This is a genomic window from Ruegeria sp. HKCCA4008, assembly GCF_013033125.1.
Classification (GTDB): domain Bacteria; phylum Pseudomonadota; class Alphaproteobacteria; order Rhodobacterales; family Rhodobacteraceae; genus Ruegeria.
Genome location: NZ_WQDM01000002.1, coordinates 199,693 through 215,325 on the forward strand (window position 1 = coordinate 199,693; position 15,633 = coordinate 215,325).

16 protein-coding genes are annotated in these 15,633 nt (G+C 58.9%); 7 read left to right on the forward strand and 9 right to left on the reverse strand.

What is annotated here, in order from left to right; all coding sequences use genetic code 11:
• Nucleotides 1-14: 14 nt before the first annotated feature.
• The 3 genes from GOW60_RS05280 to GOW60_RS05290 are packed head-to-tail and all read right to left on the reverse strand — an operon-like array spanning nt 15 to nt 2,531.
• Nucleotides 15-431 (reverse strand): GFA family protein, encoded by a 417-nt coding sequence (locus tag GOW60_RS05280; protein ID WP_171228491.1) that lies wholly within the window; start codon nt 429-431, stop codon nt 15-17.
• Nucleotides 432-454: 23 nt separating this feature from the next.
• The gene (locus tag GOW60_RS05285) at nt 455-1,828 is read right to left on the reverse strand and encodes an L-serine ammonia-lyase (protein WP_171228492.1); all 1,374 of its coding nucleotides are present in this window, start codon (nt 1,826-1,828) and stop codon (nt 455-457) included.
• 1 nt (nt 1,829) lies between these two features.
• Nucleotides 1,830-2,531: a glutathione S-transferase family protein gene (locus GOW60_RS05290; protein WP_171228493.1), complete on the reverse strand. Its 702-nt coding sequence runs from the start codon at nt 2,529-2,531 to the stop codon at nt 1,830-1,832.
• Between the two features lie 167 nt (nt 2,532-2,698).
• Here GOW60_RS05290 and rpiA point away from each other — a divergent pair, with 167 nt between their 5' ends.
• The 6 genes from rpiA to GOW60_RS05320 all read left to right on the forward strand — a co-directional run bounded on the left by rpiA (nt 2,699) and on the right by GOW60_RS05320 (nt 8,902).
• Nucleotides 2,699-3,487 carry a ribose-5-phosphate isomerase RpiA gene (gene rpiA / locus GOW60_RS05295; protein WP_171119560.1) on the forward strand — a complete coding sequence of 263 codons (789 nt, stop codon included), beginning with the start codon at nt 2,699-2,701 and terminating at the stop codon, nt 3,485-3,487.
• Between the two features lie 126 nt (nt 3,488-3,613).
• Nucleotides 3,614-4,972, forward strand: coding sequence for a glutathione-disulfide reductase (gene gor / locus GOW60_RS05300; protein WP_171228494.1), 1,359 nt, complete (start codon nt 3,614-3,616; stop codon nt 4,970-4,972).
• A 72-nt stretch (nt 4,973-5,044) separates the two neighbouring features.
• Entirely contained in the window at nt 5,045-6,187 is a 1,143-nt protein-coding gene (gene hflK, locus GOW60_RS05305; RefSeq protein ID WP_152457589.1) for an FtsH protease activity modulator HflK, read from the forward strand.
• Complete coding sequence (gene hflC / locus GOW60_RS05310; RefSeq protein ID WP_152457590.1) at nt 6,187-7,083, forward strand: protease modulator HflC; 897 nt, start codon at nt 6,187-6,189, stop codon at nt 7,081-7,083. Before hflK ends, hflC begins: the two co-directional genes overlap by 1 nt.
• A complete protein-coding gene (locus tag GOW60_RS05315; protein WP_152457591.1) occupies nt 7,083-7,277 on the forward strand; it encodes a DUF2065 domain-containing protein in 195 nt (64 codons plus the stop codon). The genes hflC and GOW60_RS05315 overlap by 1 nt, the downstream gene beginning before the upstream one ends.
• A 110-nt stretch (nt 7,278-7,387) precedes the next feature.
• Nucleotides 7,388-8,902 carry a Do family serine endopeptidase gene (locus GOW60_RS05320; protein ID WP_171228495.1) on the forward strand — a complete coding sequence of 505 codons (1,515 nt, stop codon included), beginning with the start codon at nt 7,388-7,390 and terminating at the stop codon, nt 8,900-8,902.
• Between the two features lie 222 nt (nt 8,903-9,124).
• Here GOW60_RS05320 and GOW60_RS05325 read toward each other — a convergent pair whose 3' ends face one another.
• The 5 genes from GOW60_RS05325 to GOW60_RS05345 all read right to left on the reverse strand — a co-directional run bounded on the left by GOW60_RS05325 (nt 9,125) and on the right by GOW60_RS05345 (nt 13,360).
• Nucleotides 9,125-9,793: a Crp/Fnr family transcriptional regulator gene (locus tag GOW60_RS05325; protein WP_171170683.1), complete on the reverse strand. Its 669-nt coding sequence runs from the start codon at nt 9,791-9,793 to the stop codon at nt 9,125-9,127.
• 115 nt (nt 9,794-9,908) lie between these two features.
• Nucleotides 9,909-10,514 (reverse strand): inner membrane-spanning protein YciB, encoded by a 606-nt coding sequence (locus tag GOW60_RS05330; RefSeq protein WP_171228496.1) that lies wholly within the window; start codon nt 10,512-10,514, stop codon nt 9,909-9,911.
• A 16-nt stretch (nt 10,515-10,530) separates the two neighbouring features.
• Entirely contained in the window at nt 10,531-11,433 is a 903-nt protein-coding gene (locus GOW60_RS05335) for an EamA family transporter (protein ID WP_171228497.1), read from the reverse strand.
• Between the two features lie 90 nt (nt 11,434-11,523).
• A complete protein-coding gene (gene ftsY, locus GOW60_RS05340; RefSeq protein WP_171228498.1) occupies nt 11,524-12,663 on the reverse strand; it encodes a signal recognition particle-docking protein FtsY in 1,140 nt (379 codons plus the stop codon).
• 58 nt (nt 12,664-12,721) lie between these two features.
• A complete protein-coding gene (locus GOW60_RS05345) occupies nt 12,722-13,360 on the reverse strand; it encodes a lysoplasmalogenase (protein WP_171228499.1) in 639 nt (212 codons plus the stop codon).
• Between the two features lie 155 nt (nt 13,361-13,515).
• Between GOW60_RS05345 and GOW60_RS05350 the strand changes: the two genes are divergently transcribed.
• On the forward strand, nt 13,516-13,896 hold the full coding sequence (locus tag GOW60_RS05350) for a hypothetical protein (protein WP_171228500.1): 381 nt from the start codon (nt 13,516-13,518) through the stop codon (nt 13,894-13,896).
• Between the two features lie 244 nt (nt 13,897-14,140).
• Here GOW60_RS05350 and xseA read toward each other — a convergent pair whose 3' ends face one another.
• Nucleotides 14,141-15,625 carry an exodeoxyribonuclease VII large subunit gene (gene xseA, locus GOW60_RS05355; protein WP_171228501.1) on the reverse strand — a complete coding sequence of 495 codons (1,485 nt, stop codon included), beginning with the start codon at nt 15,623-15,625 and terminating at the stop codon, nt 14,141-14,143.
• Nucleotides 15,626-15,633 lie beyond the last annotated feature (8 nt).

The window sequence follows — 15,633 nt, forward strand, 5'->3', positions numbered from 1 at the left end:
GGAAAGGTCGAATGTCAGGCCTCGGGCAGGGGTTGAACCTTTGTGTAATCCGGCCCGGTGCAGGTGGGCAGGTTGTCATCCAGGTGCAGCCAGCTCAGCCTTTCTTCATGAGCCACGTGCAACGTGGGCTGCATTGCTTCGGGGTTCTCCAAAGTGGCGACGTAAAGATGCAGCACATCCGACATTTTGGCCGAGCGGAACGAGATTGGCGTGCCGCAATCCGGGCAAAAGCTGCGCTCGACTCCGGGCGAAGAGTTGAAGCGTTTCGGCTCTTGCCCGGTCCAGCGCCACTGACCGTCACGAACCGCGAAATAGGTCGTCATCGGCGCGGCGCATTGGCGTCGGCAACTGTCGCAATGACAGGTGACGCAGGACAGGGCAGGAGAGTCGATCTCGTACTTGATGCTGCCGCACAGGCAATGTCCACGCATATCGACCCCCATTTGTTGCGATCTCAGCAGTTTGGCACGTTCACGGCCAATCCACCAAGCGAGGTTTCCTTGTATTTTTCGTGCATGTCATGGCCGGTCTGACGCATCGTCTCGATCACCGCATCCAGCGGCACGAAATGCTCTCCATCCCCGCGAAGGGACAAGGACGCGGCGGACACAGCCTTGATGGCACCCAGCCCGTTGCGTTCGATACAGGGCACCTGAACCAGCCCGGCGACGGGATCGCAGGTCATGCCCAGATGATGCTCCAACGCGATCTCGGCGGCGTTTTCAACCTGTTCGGGCGTACCGCCCATCACGGCGCAGAGCCCCGCCGCGGCCATGGCTGATGCGCTGCCGACCTCGGCCTGACACCCCGCTTCGGCCCCCGAGATGGACGCATTGTATTTAACCAGCCCGCCAATCGCGGCCGCAGTCAGTAGGAAATCTTCGATATGGCTCTCCGAGGCACCGGGAACGTGGTCCAGGTAATAGCGCAGCACCGCAGGAAGAACGCCCGCCGCCCCGTTGGTCGGTGCCGTTACGACTTGCCCACCGGCGGCGTTTTCTTCGTTGACCGCCATGGCGTAGACGCTCATCCAGTCGTTGATCGTGTGCGGCGCGGTCAGGTTCATGCCGCGTTCGGCCATCAGCGCGTCATAGATACCCTTTGCCCTGCGTCGCACTTTCAGCCCGCCGGGCAGAATGCCGTCAGTCGTCAAGCCGCGTTCGATACAGGCATTCATGACGTCCCACAGACGGGCGCATCCTTTGGCGAAACTGTCTGCGCAGCCGCGCGCGATCTCATTGGCGCGCTTCATCTCGGCAATGCTCTTGCCGCTGGATTTGGCCATCTCCAGCATTTCAGCCGCGGATTTGAACGGGAACGGCACCGGTGCGCCTTCATCCGTTGCCTTGCCTTCGGCCAGTTCTTCTTCGGTCAGGACAAAACCACCACCGATGGAATAGAACACCTGGCGCAGGATCACGTCCCCCTGCGCGTCCGTGGCCATCAGGATCATCCCGTTGGCGTGTCCCGGCAGGTTGGTGTCATAGTCGAAAATCAGGTCTGTTTTGGGATCGAACTGAAGCGTCGGCAAGCCGTCGGGGGTAACCGTGTGCGTCTTGGCGATATCCGCCAATGCGGCCTCGGCCTTGTTGTTGTCATAGGTGTCCGGAACAAAGCCGGCCAGGCCCAGTATGGTCGCCCGGTCGGTCGCATGGCCGACGCCGGTAAAGGCGAGCGAGCCATGCAACGAGCCCTTCAGACCCGCAAATTCGAAAGGTGAAGCACGCATCATATCCAGAAAGCGCGCCGCCGCCACCATGGGGCCCATGGTGTGCGAGGAGGACGGGCCGATGCCCACTTTGAACATATCGAAGACAGAGAGGAACATGTCAGATAGCTGAGCCTTCTAAGGGGTTGGCGTAAACAGGAGAGGTGTAGGGTGCGGGGCCCAGACCCTCGGCCGCGATGGCCGTGTGGGTGGCGGGGCGTGTCTCGAGCTGTGCCAGGATGGTTTGCAGGGCCGGGGTGTCAGCCAGCGCATACCAACTGCGATCTGCATCGGCCGGATACAAGGCCATCCAACGCATCATGCAGGCGACATAATAGGTCAAAACCGATGGGCATTCCGCGCAGAACCAGGCTGGCGCGCGTTTTGCCAGCGCATCCAGTAGTTGCAGGTGCTGCTTCAAACGGGGGCGGATGCCTGCGCGCAGGGTATCAGCCTGTGGTGGGGTGATGTATTTCTCGGCATAGAACATAATGCGCAGATCGGCGTGCAGCGTGTTGGACGCAAAGAACAGCCATTTCAAAAACTCGGCGCGTTCGGGGGCCTCTGTTGCCGGGGCCAGTTGCCCGTGGCGCTCGGACAGCCACAGCAGGATTGCCGCCGTTTCAAATATCGGCCCTTGCGGAGTTTCAAGCACCGGGATCAGCCCGTTGGGGTTCAATGCCCTGTACGCCGCGCTGTCCTGTTCGTTGCGACGGCGATCGACCAGCACAGTTTCATAAGGTGCCTCCATTTCTTCCAGCACCAGCCGGATCACCAGCGAGGCGTTGTCAGGGGCGTAGTGCAGGCGGTATCGGGTCAACATGCGGGCAATCTATATGACAAAGATGAGAGCGTAAGACATGATTGCGACGTTTCCGATAGGAAACGCGCAGTCTTCAGGCATCTTTACGCTTGCCGAACCGCAAAATGTGGTCGCAGTCGCGCGGCGCATTCCCTATAACTCCGGCAGGCCAAACTGGGAAAGCTGCCATGACCGGAGAACTGTCGCCCATCGACACCGCAAAATACGTGGCCGCATGTCGTGCCGCCGAGATGGTCGAGGACGGCATGCGCGTGGGTCTTGGAACGGGATCCACTGCGGCCTGGCTGGTCCGTCGTTTGGGCGAACGGGTGCAGGACGAAGGTCTGCGGATCAAGGGCGTTCCCACCTCCACCCGCACCGCGCAGCTGGCACGCGAAGTCGGGATCGAAGTCATTTCTCTGGATCAGGCCGGGTGGCTGGACATGACCATCGACGGCGCGGATGAATTCGACGCCGACCTGAACCTGATCAAGGGCGGCGGCGGCGCGCATTTGCAGGAAAAGATCGTTGCCACGGCCAGCGATCAGATGGTTGTCATCGCAGATGCCGGGAAAGAGGTGGAAACGCTGGGTGCTTTCCCCTTGCCGGTCGAGGTTGTTCCATTTGGCTGGCAAACCACGCGAACACTGATCGAAGAAGCGCTGGACGCGATGGATGTGCTTGGAACTTCGTCGGCGCTGCGTATGAATGGCGCGGCCCCGTTCGTGACGGATGAAGGCAATCACATTCTGGACCTGCACCTGCAACGCATCGGCAATCCGCGTCAGATGGCCCTGATCCTCAACCAGGTTCCCGGCGTGGTGGAAAACGGCCTGTTCATCGATATCTGTGACAAGGTCATCATCGGCCACGGCGACGGGCGGGTCGAACTGCGGGATATCAACGCGGGCACCCTGGAACTGGATCAGCTGCTGAGCGGATCCCGGGAAAACCTGTTTTCCGACCAAACGGACTGAGTTTTATGCAAGCCAATCGGACAAGCGTCGGCAAAAGATCGAAAATTCCACGCCCGGGGGTTGGCACCGGGGTTTTTGCGCCCAGATATCCAGAGGATTTTTGCAAGTTGAACGAAGGAACCCGGCATGAGCTTTGACTATGATCTTTTCGTCATCGGCGGAGGCTCGGGCGGGGTCCGGGCGGCACGCGTGGCGGCGGGTGAAGCCGGTGCAAAGGTCGCGCTGGCTGAAGAAGACCGCTATGGCGGCACCTGTGTGATCCGGGGCTGCGTGCCTAAGAAACTGATGGTTTTTGCCAGTGAATACTCGGGCATGATCGAAGATGCGCAAGCTTATGGTTGGGATGTTCAGCCCGGCGCGTTTGATTGGGGCATGTTTCACGGCAAACTGGTTGCAGAACTGGACCGGTTGGAAGGGATTTATCGCAGCATCCTGAAAAACAACGGCGTTGAAAGCTTTGATCAGCGGGCGCGCCTGGTGGATGCGCACACGGTCGAGCTGGCCAATGGCACCCGCAAAACCGCCAAACACATCTTGATTGCAACAGGCGGTCGACCGGTGGTGCCGGATTTCCCGGGATCGGATCTTGCGATCACGTCGAATGAGATTTTCCATCTGGACAAGCTGCCCGAAAGCATTCTGATCGTCGGCGGTGGCTATATCGCTAGCGAATTTGCCGGGATCATGAACGGTCTGGGTGTCAAGACCACGCAATTCTATCGCGGTGCGCAGATCCTGCGTGGCTTTGATGAAGAAGCGCGTGGGCTGATCTGCGAAGAGATGCGCCAGAACAGCATCGATGTCCGTCTGGGCACCAATGTGTTGGAAATGACCAAAGATGGCGACCAGATCCGCGTCAAGGCGACGGACGGCACCGAGGATCGTTTCGATGTTGTCATGTACGCCACCGGCCGGGCACCGAATGCCGATAACCTCGGGCTGGAAGACCTGGGCGTTGAACGTGGGCGCAAGGGCGAGATCGTCGTGGATGAATACAGCCAGACCGCGGTTCCGTCGATCTATGCCATTGGCGATGTGACCGACCGGGTCAACCTGACACCCGTGGCCATTCGTGAGGGTATGGCTTTTGTGGAAACCGTCTTCAAAGGCAACCCGACACCAGTAGATCACGCGCTGATCCCAACCGCTATTTTCACGCAACCGGAATTCGGCACAGTCGGCCTGAGCGAGGAAGAAGCCTCAGCCCAGGAACCGATCGATGTGTATGCCACTTCATTCAAACCGATGCAGAAGGCGTTTGCCGGTGGCACGCAACGGGTTCTGATGAAACTGATCGTGTCTCAGGCCACGCGCAAGGTTCTGGGCTGCCATATTGTTGCCCCCGGAGCAGGAGAGATGATCCAGCTGGCCGGAATTGCCGTAAAGATGGGCGCGACAAAGGAAGATTTCGATCGCACGGTTGCAGTACATCCCGTTATGGCGGAAGAACTGGTGACAATGCGGCAACCTGTACGCTCCGCTTGATTTGCAAGCGCGCGCACACAAGTTACAAGTGTGCCCGTGATCACACGGGCCTAAACGAAGGAAATGATACATATGGCGGGCAACAGCGGTGGCCCCTGGGGGGGCGGAGGCTCTTCAGGAGGTGGAGGAAATCGGGGTAACAACGGGGACGGGCGACGCCCACCCGAAGGCGAAGGCCCGCAGATTCCCGAGATCGACGAGCTGATGAAAAAAGGCCAGGAGCAGCTGCGCGTCCTGATGGGCGGTCGCGGCGGCGGTGGCCGTGGTGGCAGCGGTGGTCAGGGCGGTGGAGGCCCGGCCTTTACTAAAGGTACAGTTGCGATTGGTCTGGTGGCGGCTGCCGTTTTGTGGGGGCTGGCCAGCTTTTATACTGTAAAACCGGAAGAACAGTCAGTTGAGCTGTTTCTGGGTGAGTTTTCTGCGGTTGGTAATCCGGGTCTGAACTTCGCGCCATGGCCGTTTGTCACTGCCGAGGTGATTCCGGTCACCCGCGAACAGACCGAAGATATGGGCGGAGCCCGGGGCAGCGACGATGGCCTCATGCTGACCGGCGACGAAAACGTGGTCGATATCGATTACCAGGTCGTCTGGAATATCAACGACCCGGCCAAGTTCCTGTTCAATCTGCGTGATCCGCGTCAGACGATCCGCGCCGTGTCGGAATCGGCGATGCGTGAGATTATCGCGCAGAGCGAGTTGGCACCAATCCTGAACCGGGATCGCGGCATCATTGCCGAGCGCCTGCAGGAACTGATCCAGACGACGATGGACAGCTACGATTCGGGTGTGAACATCATCCGCGTGAACTTCGACAAGGCCGACCCGCCGCAGGACGTGATCGCCGCCTTCCGCGATGTTCAGGCCGCCGCGCAGGAGCGTGATCGGCTGCAAAACGTCGCCGACGCCTACGCCAACCGGGTTTTGGCTGAGGCGCGCGGTGAAGCTGCCCAGGTACTGGAAGAAGCCGAAGCCTACCGCGCACAGCAGATCAACAGCGCCATGGGTGAGGCGAGCCGTTTCAGCGCGGTTCTGGAAGAATATTCCAAAGCGCCTGATGTGACCCGCAAACGTCTGTACCTGGAGCGGATGGAGCAGGTTCTGGGTGACGTGGACAAGATCATTCTGGACGAAAACTCGACCGGATCGGGGCAGGGCGTCGTGCCTTACCTGCCGCTGAACGAACTGCGCCGCAATTCCGGACAGGAGAGCAACTGATGCGTAAAGCGACCTTTATTCTGCCGATCGTTTTCATCGCGATTGTTGGTGTACTGTCCTCGATCTTTATCGTGGATGAACGTGAGCGCGCGTTGGTTCTGCAATTTGGCCGCGTTGTTGCGGTCAAGGAAGAGCCGGGTCTGGCGTTCAAGATCCCGCTGATTCAGGAAGTTGTCCGCTATGACGACCGGATCCTGTCCATCGACGTTCAGCCGTTGGAGGTTACGCCTCTGGATGATCGCCGACTGGTGGTTGATGCCTTCGCCCGCTATCGGATTTCTGATCTGGAACAGTTCCGTCAGGCCGTTGGTGTGGGTGGTATTCCGGTCGCCGAAGACCGTCTGGATCGTATCCTGCGCGCTGAAACCCGCGAAGTACTGGGTTCGGTCTCCTCGCGTGACATCCTCAGTTCAGACCGTGCCGCGCTGATGCTGCGCATCCGCAACAGCGCGATTGCCGAAGCGCGGGCGCTGGGCGTCAACGTGATCGACGTGCGCCTGAAGGCAACCGACCTGCCGCAGGCGAACCTCGAGGCAACATTCGACCGGATGAAGGCTGAACGTGAACGTGAGGCGACCGACGAGCGCGCACGCGGTAACGAAGCTGCACAACGTGTTCGCGCTCAGGCAGACCGTACCGTGGTCGAACTGGTCTCGGATGCCCGTCGGGAAGCGGAAATCATCCGCGGTGAAGCTGACGCCGAACGCAACGCGATCTTTGCCGAAGCGTATGGTGCAGACCCGGAGTTCTTCGAGTTCTACCGTTCGCTGACCGCGTATGAAAATGCGCTGCAAGGTGGTAATAGCTCATTGATCCTGAGCCCGGATTCCGAGTTTTTCAACTACCTCGCTTCGCCAACCGGACGGCGGGCACCGGCGGCTGCGGCGTCTGAATAATGGGTATGATCCTTCTGGCTTTCGGGCTGGTACTGATTGTCGAGGGGCTGGCCTATGCGCTGGCCCCTTCGCTTATAGAGCGGATGCTTGAAGCCTTGCGGGACATGCCAGAGCAAGCCCGGCGCCTGGTCGGATTGCTATGCGTGATCAGCGGTTTGGTCCTGCTTTGGGGCGCGCAACAATTGGGATTTTGACGCTGTGGTTTCACTTGCTGGTGATTTCGCTGCGATCCCGAGTTGCTCGTGGGGGCAAACTGACTACATTGGTTTGTAAGAAAGGCCGAGAACAAGCGGTCTTGGCGTGAATGTCGACAAGGAGAGCTCAAGTGCAGGCGAAAGCGCGCAGTGTATCCGTCCGGTGGGACGAAGTGAGTGTTTGGATGCGGCTGATGTGGCTGGCTTTTGCAGGTTCACTGCTGTTGCTGGCTCAATCGGTTGCAGCGCAGGCCAAAAGTGAAAGTCTGGCACCGCTGGCCGAGGAAATCAGCCCGGCAGTGGTGAACATTACCACCAGCACTTTGATCGAAGGCCAGACTGGACCGCAAGGTATTGTTCCTGAAGGCTCTCCGTTCGAGGATTTCTTTCGCGAGTTTCAGGATCGCAACGGTGACAACGGTGACAACGCGCCGCGCAGAAGCAACGCGCTGGGATCTGGGTTCGTGATCTCGGAAGATGGCTTTATCGTCACAAATAACCATGTGATTGCCGAAGCCGATGAGATACTTGTGGAATTCTTCCCCGGCGATGGCCAACCCAAGAAAGAGCTTGTGGCCAAAGTTATCGGAACGGATGAGAAAACCGATATCGCGCTGCTCAAGGTCGAGGCTTCGGGCCCACTAAAATATGTGAAATTCGGCGACAGCGACGTGGCACGTGTGGGTGACTGGGTTATCGCCATGGGCAACCCGCTTGGGCAAGGCTTTTCGGTATCGGCTGGGATCGTTTCAGCACGCAACCGAGCGCTGAGCGGAACCTATGACGATTACATTCAAACGGACGCGGCGATCAACCGGGGCAACTCGGGCGGGCCGCTGTTCAACATGGACGGCGAAGTGATCGGAGTGAACACCGCAATCCTTTCGCCCAACGGCGGTTCGATCGGCATTGGTTTCTCGATGGCGTCGAATGTTGTCGTAAAAGTCGTGGATCAACTGCGCAAATATGGCGAGACCCGCCGCGGTTGGTTGGGCGTCCGTATTCAGGACGTAACCGAGGACATGGCCGAGGCCATGGGCCTGGAAAAGCCGGGTGGGGCGCTGATCAGCGATGTACCGGACGGCCCCGCCAAGGAAGCCGGGTTGAAGGCGGGTGACGTGATCCTCAGCTTTGACGGCGTCGAGGTGGAAGACACGCGAGGTCTGGTGCGTCAGGTCGGTGAAGCAGAAGTTGGCAAGTCGGTCAGAGTGGTCGTGCACCGCGACGGTGGAACCCAGACCGTACTTGTGACACTAGGGCGTCGGGAAGATGCGGAACGCGCTGACACTGGCGAGGAGGAACCGCAGGAAGCTCCGATCGAAGAGAACGCGGATATTCTGGGCCTGACGATTTCCCCCCTGACCGATACGCTGCGTGCAGATCTGGGGCTGGATTCTGATGCAGACGGCCTTGTGATTACAGATGTCGATGAAGCATCTGAGGCCTATGCCAAGGGAATGCGGGCGGGTGACGTGATCACCGAAGCAGGCCAGCAAAAGGTGGAAACCATCGGAGATCTTGAAGCCCGTATGGAAGAATCGCGCGAAGCTGGTCGCAAATCTCTGCTGCTGTTGGTGCGCAGGGGCGGCGATCCGCGTTTTGTGGCGCTGAGCCTTGAAAACTGATTGAACAGGCCGGGAAACCCTCCCGGCCTTTTTTTATTGCGGGCCAGACCGGGTATCACTGATGTGCCAAAAAAAATGAGCCATACGCAGTGATTGCGTATGGCTCAGATACAGGGAGAGGTCAGTGGACAGATATCGGGGATGATTCTCTGACCTCCTACGGTAACAATCTCACGTTAGGTCAAAGCGTAATCGATGGTCTGTGAACCAGATCACACCGGATCAAATAAGATCTGAATCAGCCAATTCTCGCAGGGCTTCAAAGTCCTGGATCAGTAAACCACCTCGAGAGGCTTCGACCATGTTGTCGCGTTTCCAGATCGAGATGGTTTTGGATACTGCCTCGCGTGTGGCACCGACAAATTCGGCCAGTTCGCTCTGCGACAGGGTGATGCGCGCGGCCGGGTCGTCCTGCAAACTGGACAGGTGCAGCAGCTTGCGGGCCAGCCGAATAGGCATGGGCAGAAAGACCTGCTCGTTCAATTGCAATCCCATCCATCGCATCCGTAAACCGGCCAGACGGATCATATCCACGGCAAGGTCTGGCTGTTGTCTGATCTGGTTCATAACGTCGTTGCGGCGCACACGCAGTACACGCGACTTTTCTGCCGCCGCAATGGTGGCCGTACGCGGACCATTGTCGAACAACGCGATTTCACCGAAGACTTCGCCGGGGCGCATCAAGGTAAGTGTCAGTTTCCGGCCGCTCATTGCCAGAAAGGAAACCTCTAACGTGCCTTCCAGAATGGCATAGAGAGAGTCGCCCTCGTCACCTTGTTCAAAAAGTATTTCACCTTGGGACAGAGATATTTCGGTCGCCTGCGCCGAAAGCATTTCTCTGAGCCCGTCGGAAGCTTCGGCAAGGAAGCCGCTGGTGGGAAAGGCCGTCATGTATGCACCGATCTTGGGCAGGGTATGAGAGTGGGTGGTGGCACAACTTCCCATAGCTGGGCGCTCAAGCCAAGAATTTTGTTTGTTTTGGCAGGTCTGGCGGGTGTAAAGGCCGCTATTTCTGCTCGGGATCGTCCATATAGCGTTGCAGAATGCTGAACTGAAGCATCAGGAAGGCCATCAGCGCGATGGGAAAGCCGAAAGTCTCGATCTTGACCCACAGATCCGTCGACATGGTGCGCCAGACGAATTCGTTTGCGGCGGCCAGAACGGCGAAACAAGCACACAGGCGACGCGTGAGTATCATCCAGCCTTCGTGTTTCATCGGCAGCATTTCGTCCAGAACATAGGCCAGGTAGGATTTCTTTTGCATCAGACCGATGCCGAGGATCAGGGCAAACAGACCATAGACAAGTGTGGTTTTCATCTTGAAGAACCGCTCGTCGTTGAACCAGGCTGTGAGTCCGCCGAAGAAAATCACCATGATGGCCGTGAAGATCTGCATCCGGCTGAGTTTGCCGGTCAGATACCACAGGATACCCATTGCCCCCAGCATCAGGGGGACAAAGATAATCGTGGCGACAATGAAGCCGGAATACTCGATGCCGCCGATCAGAAAACTGTCGTCGCGCAGGCGCAGGTAGATGAAGAAGAAGGCCAGCGGGGGGCCAAGTTCCAGAACCTGTTTCAGAAACGGGTTGATGTCTTTTTTGCCTGTCATCTGTACTTCCTGCTGCTTATCCGCCCATTTCAACTATTACGGCGCCAAGTGCAATCAATGCCATCAGGGCAATGCGTCTTGGGCCAACCGTTTCCTTTAGCACAAGCCAGCCGATCAGCGCAGCGAAGACTGTTGAGGTTTCGCGCAGAACGGCTGCTTCACCGACCTTGTCCAGCCGGGTGGCCAGCATGATCGCCCCGAAGGACAAAGGGGCGATGATACCGCCAGCGAGGCCGCGCAAAATCAGCGGGCCAGGCGCAGGTCTGTGCGCCATCGCGCGCCACCTGAGAAATGCGTATATCGGCATGGCCGCGCCGTCGATCATGAAGAACCAGGCCAGAAAGGTGAACGGATCGGCAGTGGCGCGAATGCCATAGGCGTCATAGGTGGTGTACAGGGCCACAAACAGGCCAGTGATGATCGCCAGTGTCAGCGCGATGCCCAGCGTATCCCTGTTGGTTTCCAGGAACCTGAAGTTGTAGGCAGCCAACCCGAATATCCCCGCCAGCAAGGTGGCCACGCCCAGCCATTGAACGGCCGAGAATGTTTCGCCGAACAGAAGATAGGCACCAATGACCGTGAACAGCGGACCCGTCCCGCGCACCACCGGATAGACGACGGTGTAAGAGCCTTTGGTATATGCCATGGCTTGCAGGGTCTTGTAGGCGATGTGGATCAGCCAGACGAGCGCGAAGATCGGCCACATATGAGGTTCGGGCCAGGGCACCACGAAAAAGGCGAAGGGGGCGGCCATGAGGCAATAGCAGGCGTCGATCGCGCCGCGGGACAGCCACGGGTCATGCCTGCCTTTTTGCAATGCCCCGAAGACCGCGTGCAGGAACGCCGCCATCAAAGCCAGCGCCAATGCCAGCTGGTGTCCGGCTTCGGTGCCTTCGAGAGAGATCAGCCAGTCGCTCAAATACGCGGACCTTTTGCGGAGCGGAGAAGATGGGGGGCTGTCTGCCCCCCACACCCCCCGAGGATATTTGGGGCCAGATGAAGCCTGGGATCAGCCTTTGTCGAGACCGGTGAGGGCGGCGGCGAATTCTTCTGGGTCGAAAGGGGCAAGGTCGTCGATCTGTTCGCCGACGCCGATCGCGTGGATGGGCAACCCGAATTTATCTGCCAGGGCAACAAGAACACCGCCCTTGGCCGTGCCATCCAGCTTGGTCATGACCAGACCGGAAACGTCCGCCAGATTGCGGAACGTTTCCACCTGGCTCAGCGCGTTCTGTCCGGTGGTGGCGTCGAGTACGAGCAAGGTGTTGTGCGGAGCAGTGTCATCAACCTTGCGGATGACGCGGACGATTTTGGCCAGTTCCTCCATCAAGTCGGTGCGGTTTTGCAGGCGGCCCGCCGTATCAATCATCAGCAGATCGGCGCCCTCTGCCTGTGCACGGGTCAGCGCGTCAAAGGCGAGGCTGGCGGGGTCCGAGCCTTCGGGGGCGGTCAGCACCGGAACTCCGGCGCGATCACCCCAGACCTGCAACTGTTCCACGGCCGCAGCGCGGAAAGTATCGCCGGCGGCGATGACGACCTTTTTGCCGGCCTCTTTGAACTGGCTGGCCAGTTTTCCAATTGTCGTGGTCTTGCCCGAGCCGTTGACGCCGACGACCAGCACCACTTGTGGCCGTTTGGGATAGATCGGCAGAGGCTTGGCCACAGGCTCCATCACTCGGGCGACTTCCTGGGCCAGAAGTTGCTTGATCTCTGTGGTCGACAGTTTGCGGCCAAAGCGGCCCTCAGCCATGTTAGACGTGACCCGCAAGGCCGTGTCGACGCCCATGTCCGAGGCGATCAGCAGCTCTTCGAGCTGCTCCAGCATGTCATCGTCCAGGGTGCGGCGCATTTCCGTGGCGGCGCCTCGATTGAACAGGCGGTTCAGGATACCCTTGGATTCCGGTATTTCCGGCGGTGGAGCGACAGGCGTGGGGTCAGCCGGGATCGGTGCCGGCGGTTCAACCGGTTGCGGTGCCGGGGCAGGCTCTGGCACTTCTGGAACGGGTTGCGGATCGGGCTGCGGCTGGGGGATCACAGGGTCCGGAACCGCTGTTTCCTCGCCGCCATCCTCGACGATGGCTTCCAGCCCTTCTTCAAGACGAGATGAAGATTTGAACAGCTTGTCCTTTAGCTTTGAGAAAAACGCCATACTTGGTCTCCACAGGTGTTCCCTTCACCTAATGCGGATTTGCGGCAGTTGCAAAGGGTCACGCAAACGCAAGGACAAAGCCAAGCTGAGCACCCCAGTAAAGGGGCCACACAATATAGGGCGTCACCTTGAGGGCCGGATGGTGCCGCGGCAGCAGGAACTTCTCGGTTGCGAGGATCAGATCTGACGCGATGAAGGCCATTGCGGCGGGAAAGGCCCACCGAAGGGGACCGGCATCCGGCAGTGCCAGCACCGTGATCCCCATGCCAAGAATGATGGGGATATAGGCCAGAACGGGCCCCTTCAGGTCTCCGGCGCGGGGCGCAAGCAATGTGGCCATGATGATGCCCAGAATGATCAAGGACCATACAATCGCAGGCGCGCTGAGGATCAGCCCGGCAGAACTGATCGGCAATGTCAGGAACAGAGCGATATAGGCCAGATGCCCGGCGGCAAATGCGGCGATGCCCGTCATGAAGGTGGCATCTGTTTCGCGCGACAGCAGCGCGTCACCTGTCGCACAAAGAGCGAGGGCAAGAACCAACAGCCAAGGCCCACCGTTCATGATGGCCGTGACCGCCAATAGGGCGACCGACGCGGTTTTCAGTACAGTGCGCAAAGAACCGGCGGGCCGGGAGGTCAGCGGCAGGTACCCAAGGGCACAGCCAAAGGCGATCCAGAACAGTAGGGTTGGCATGTCATCTCCTCGCCGGTTCAGAATAATCTGATCTGGGACGTGGCGTGAAATCAACCGCTTACGTTGAGTTAAGTGCTATGTGATGACACCGGTTCAACAGGCGAATGGCATGACCGAAGCGCTTCTGACAAAATGGAAACATGTTCAGGTTCCTGATGATTCTCGTGACTTTTACCGCACATTCCGTGGCGGCACAAACGCCTCTGTCTGGCTCGGAGTTCGACAAGTATACGCAGGGCAAAACTCTGTTTTACGGGTTCGAAGGTCAGATTTACGGGGTGGAGCGGTATCTTCCGAACCGTCGTGTGATCTGGTCTTTTCTCGACGGGAATTGCAAGGAAGGTATCTGGTATCAGCAGGGTGAGCAGATCTGCTTTGTCTACGAAGACAGGCTGGATCCGCAATGCTGGGTTTTCACTCAATCCGGTGGCGGTTTGATTGCGCAGTTCGAAGGCAATCCGCAAGCGACCGAACTGTATGAGGCCGAGGACCTTGGGGAGGAAATGGTCTGTTACGGGCCGGACGTTGGCGTTTGATCAGTTTGCGCGCAGCTCATCATAATCGATCATGACATGGGTTTGGTAAGATGTCCTGTCCGTCAACCCTTCATAATAGCGGCGCAAACTGGGCAGTGATGCGCGTGAAATATCGATGTCTTAGTAGCGATAGAGTATGTGTCCCAACTGGATATCGGCCAAAGTCAGGCAGGAACCGCACAGGAAAGCGTTTTCAGAAAGTTGCGCATCGGCGATTGTCACGGCCCCAGATGGTGAGCATGGCTTAGAACAGTGATCCCTGATCCGGGGTGTCCGGCCTGGGTTTCTTCGAGGGTGATTTCGCGCCCGGGGCGATGCTGAGAACACCATCGGCGAATTCGATCTCGAGCGCCGTTTGTTTGGCGGCCTGAGCCTTGGTGGTGATCACATTCCCGTCGGCCCGGACGACTGCGTATCCGCGGTCCAAAGTGGCTTTGTAGCTCAGCGTCTCGCGCAGGCGATCCGTCGCTTCGAGTTGCTGTTTGAGGCGGTCCAGTCGCGTGGTTTGGGCCGTGTGCATTCGATCGCCGAAACGATCGAGGTTTTGCCGCTGTTGATCGATTTCCCTTTGGATCGGTCGCAGGGACAGGCGCGATGACAGGTTGCGCAGCGATTCCTGTCGCGTCGAAATCAAGCTTCGCAGGGTCGAGGGGCGCAGATGAGCAGACAATTCCACCACTTGCAGGCGACGGTTCTGAACGCCGCGGATCAAGGCGGGTGTGAGGCGATCTGCAATCAAATCAAGGCGTTGTCTTGGTGTGTTCAACAGGCTGTCCGGGCGCGGCAGGGCGCGGGAAAGATCGCGCAGCCTTTGCGTTCGGCGTTGAACGGCATCCGTTGCCGCGCGGGACAGGCGCGCGGCTTGCTCTTCGGTCCAGGCAAGCAGTTCCATGCGCACCGGAACGGCCAGTTCGGCGGCCGCGGTGGGCGTCGGCGCGCGCTGGTCCGACACGAAATCAATCAGGGTGGTATCGGTTTCATGCCCAACGGCCGAGATCAACGGTATGTCCGACGCGGCTGCGGCGCGGGCGACGATCTCTTCATTGAAGCCCCAGAGGTCTTCGATCGATCCGCCGCCACGGGCGACGATGATCAGGTCGGGCCGGGGCAACGCGCCGCCGGGTGTCAATTGGTTGAAGCCTTCGATGGCGCGGGCGACCTCGGGGGCGCAGTTGGCCCCTTGAACCGCCACAGGCCAGATCAGCACCTTGCGTGGGAACCTGTCCCTGAGCCGATGCAGAATGTCGCGGATCACGGCACCGGAAGGGGATGTCACAACGCCAATGATCTGCGGCAGGTAAGGCAAGGGTTTCTTGCGTTCCGGCGCGAACAGACCTTCGGATTCCAGTTGTTTCTTGCGCTTCTCCAGCAGCGCCATGAGTGCGCCCTGACCCGCGACAGAAACCTCATCGACGTTCAGGTTGTATTTGGATTGCGCCCCGAAAGCGGTAAGGCGGCCGGTGACGACGACCTCCAACCCTTCTTCGGGCACAACGGACAGGCCGGAAATCTGACCTTTCCACGTGGTGCAGGCCAAAACGTTCCGGTCGTCCTTGATGTCGTAATAAAGATGCCCGGATCGGGCTTTGAACACGCGCCCAACCTCACCGCGCACGCGGATTCGGCCGAATGAGCCTTCGAGCGTCCGTTTCACCTCACCCGAAATTTCGGACACTGTGTATTCAGGGGTGTTTTGGCCCGGAACCGGGTCATCAAGCAGGTCGGACATTTCAGCGC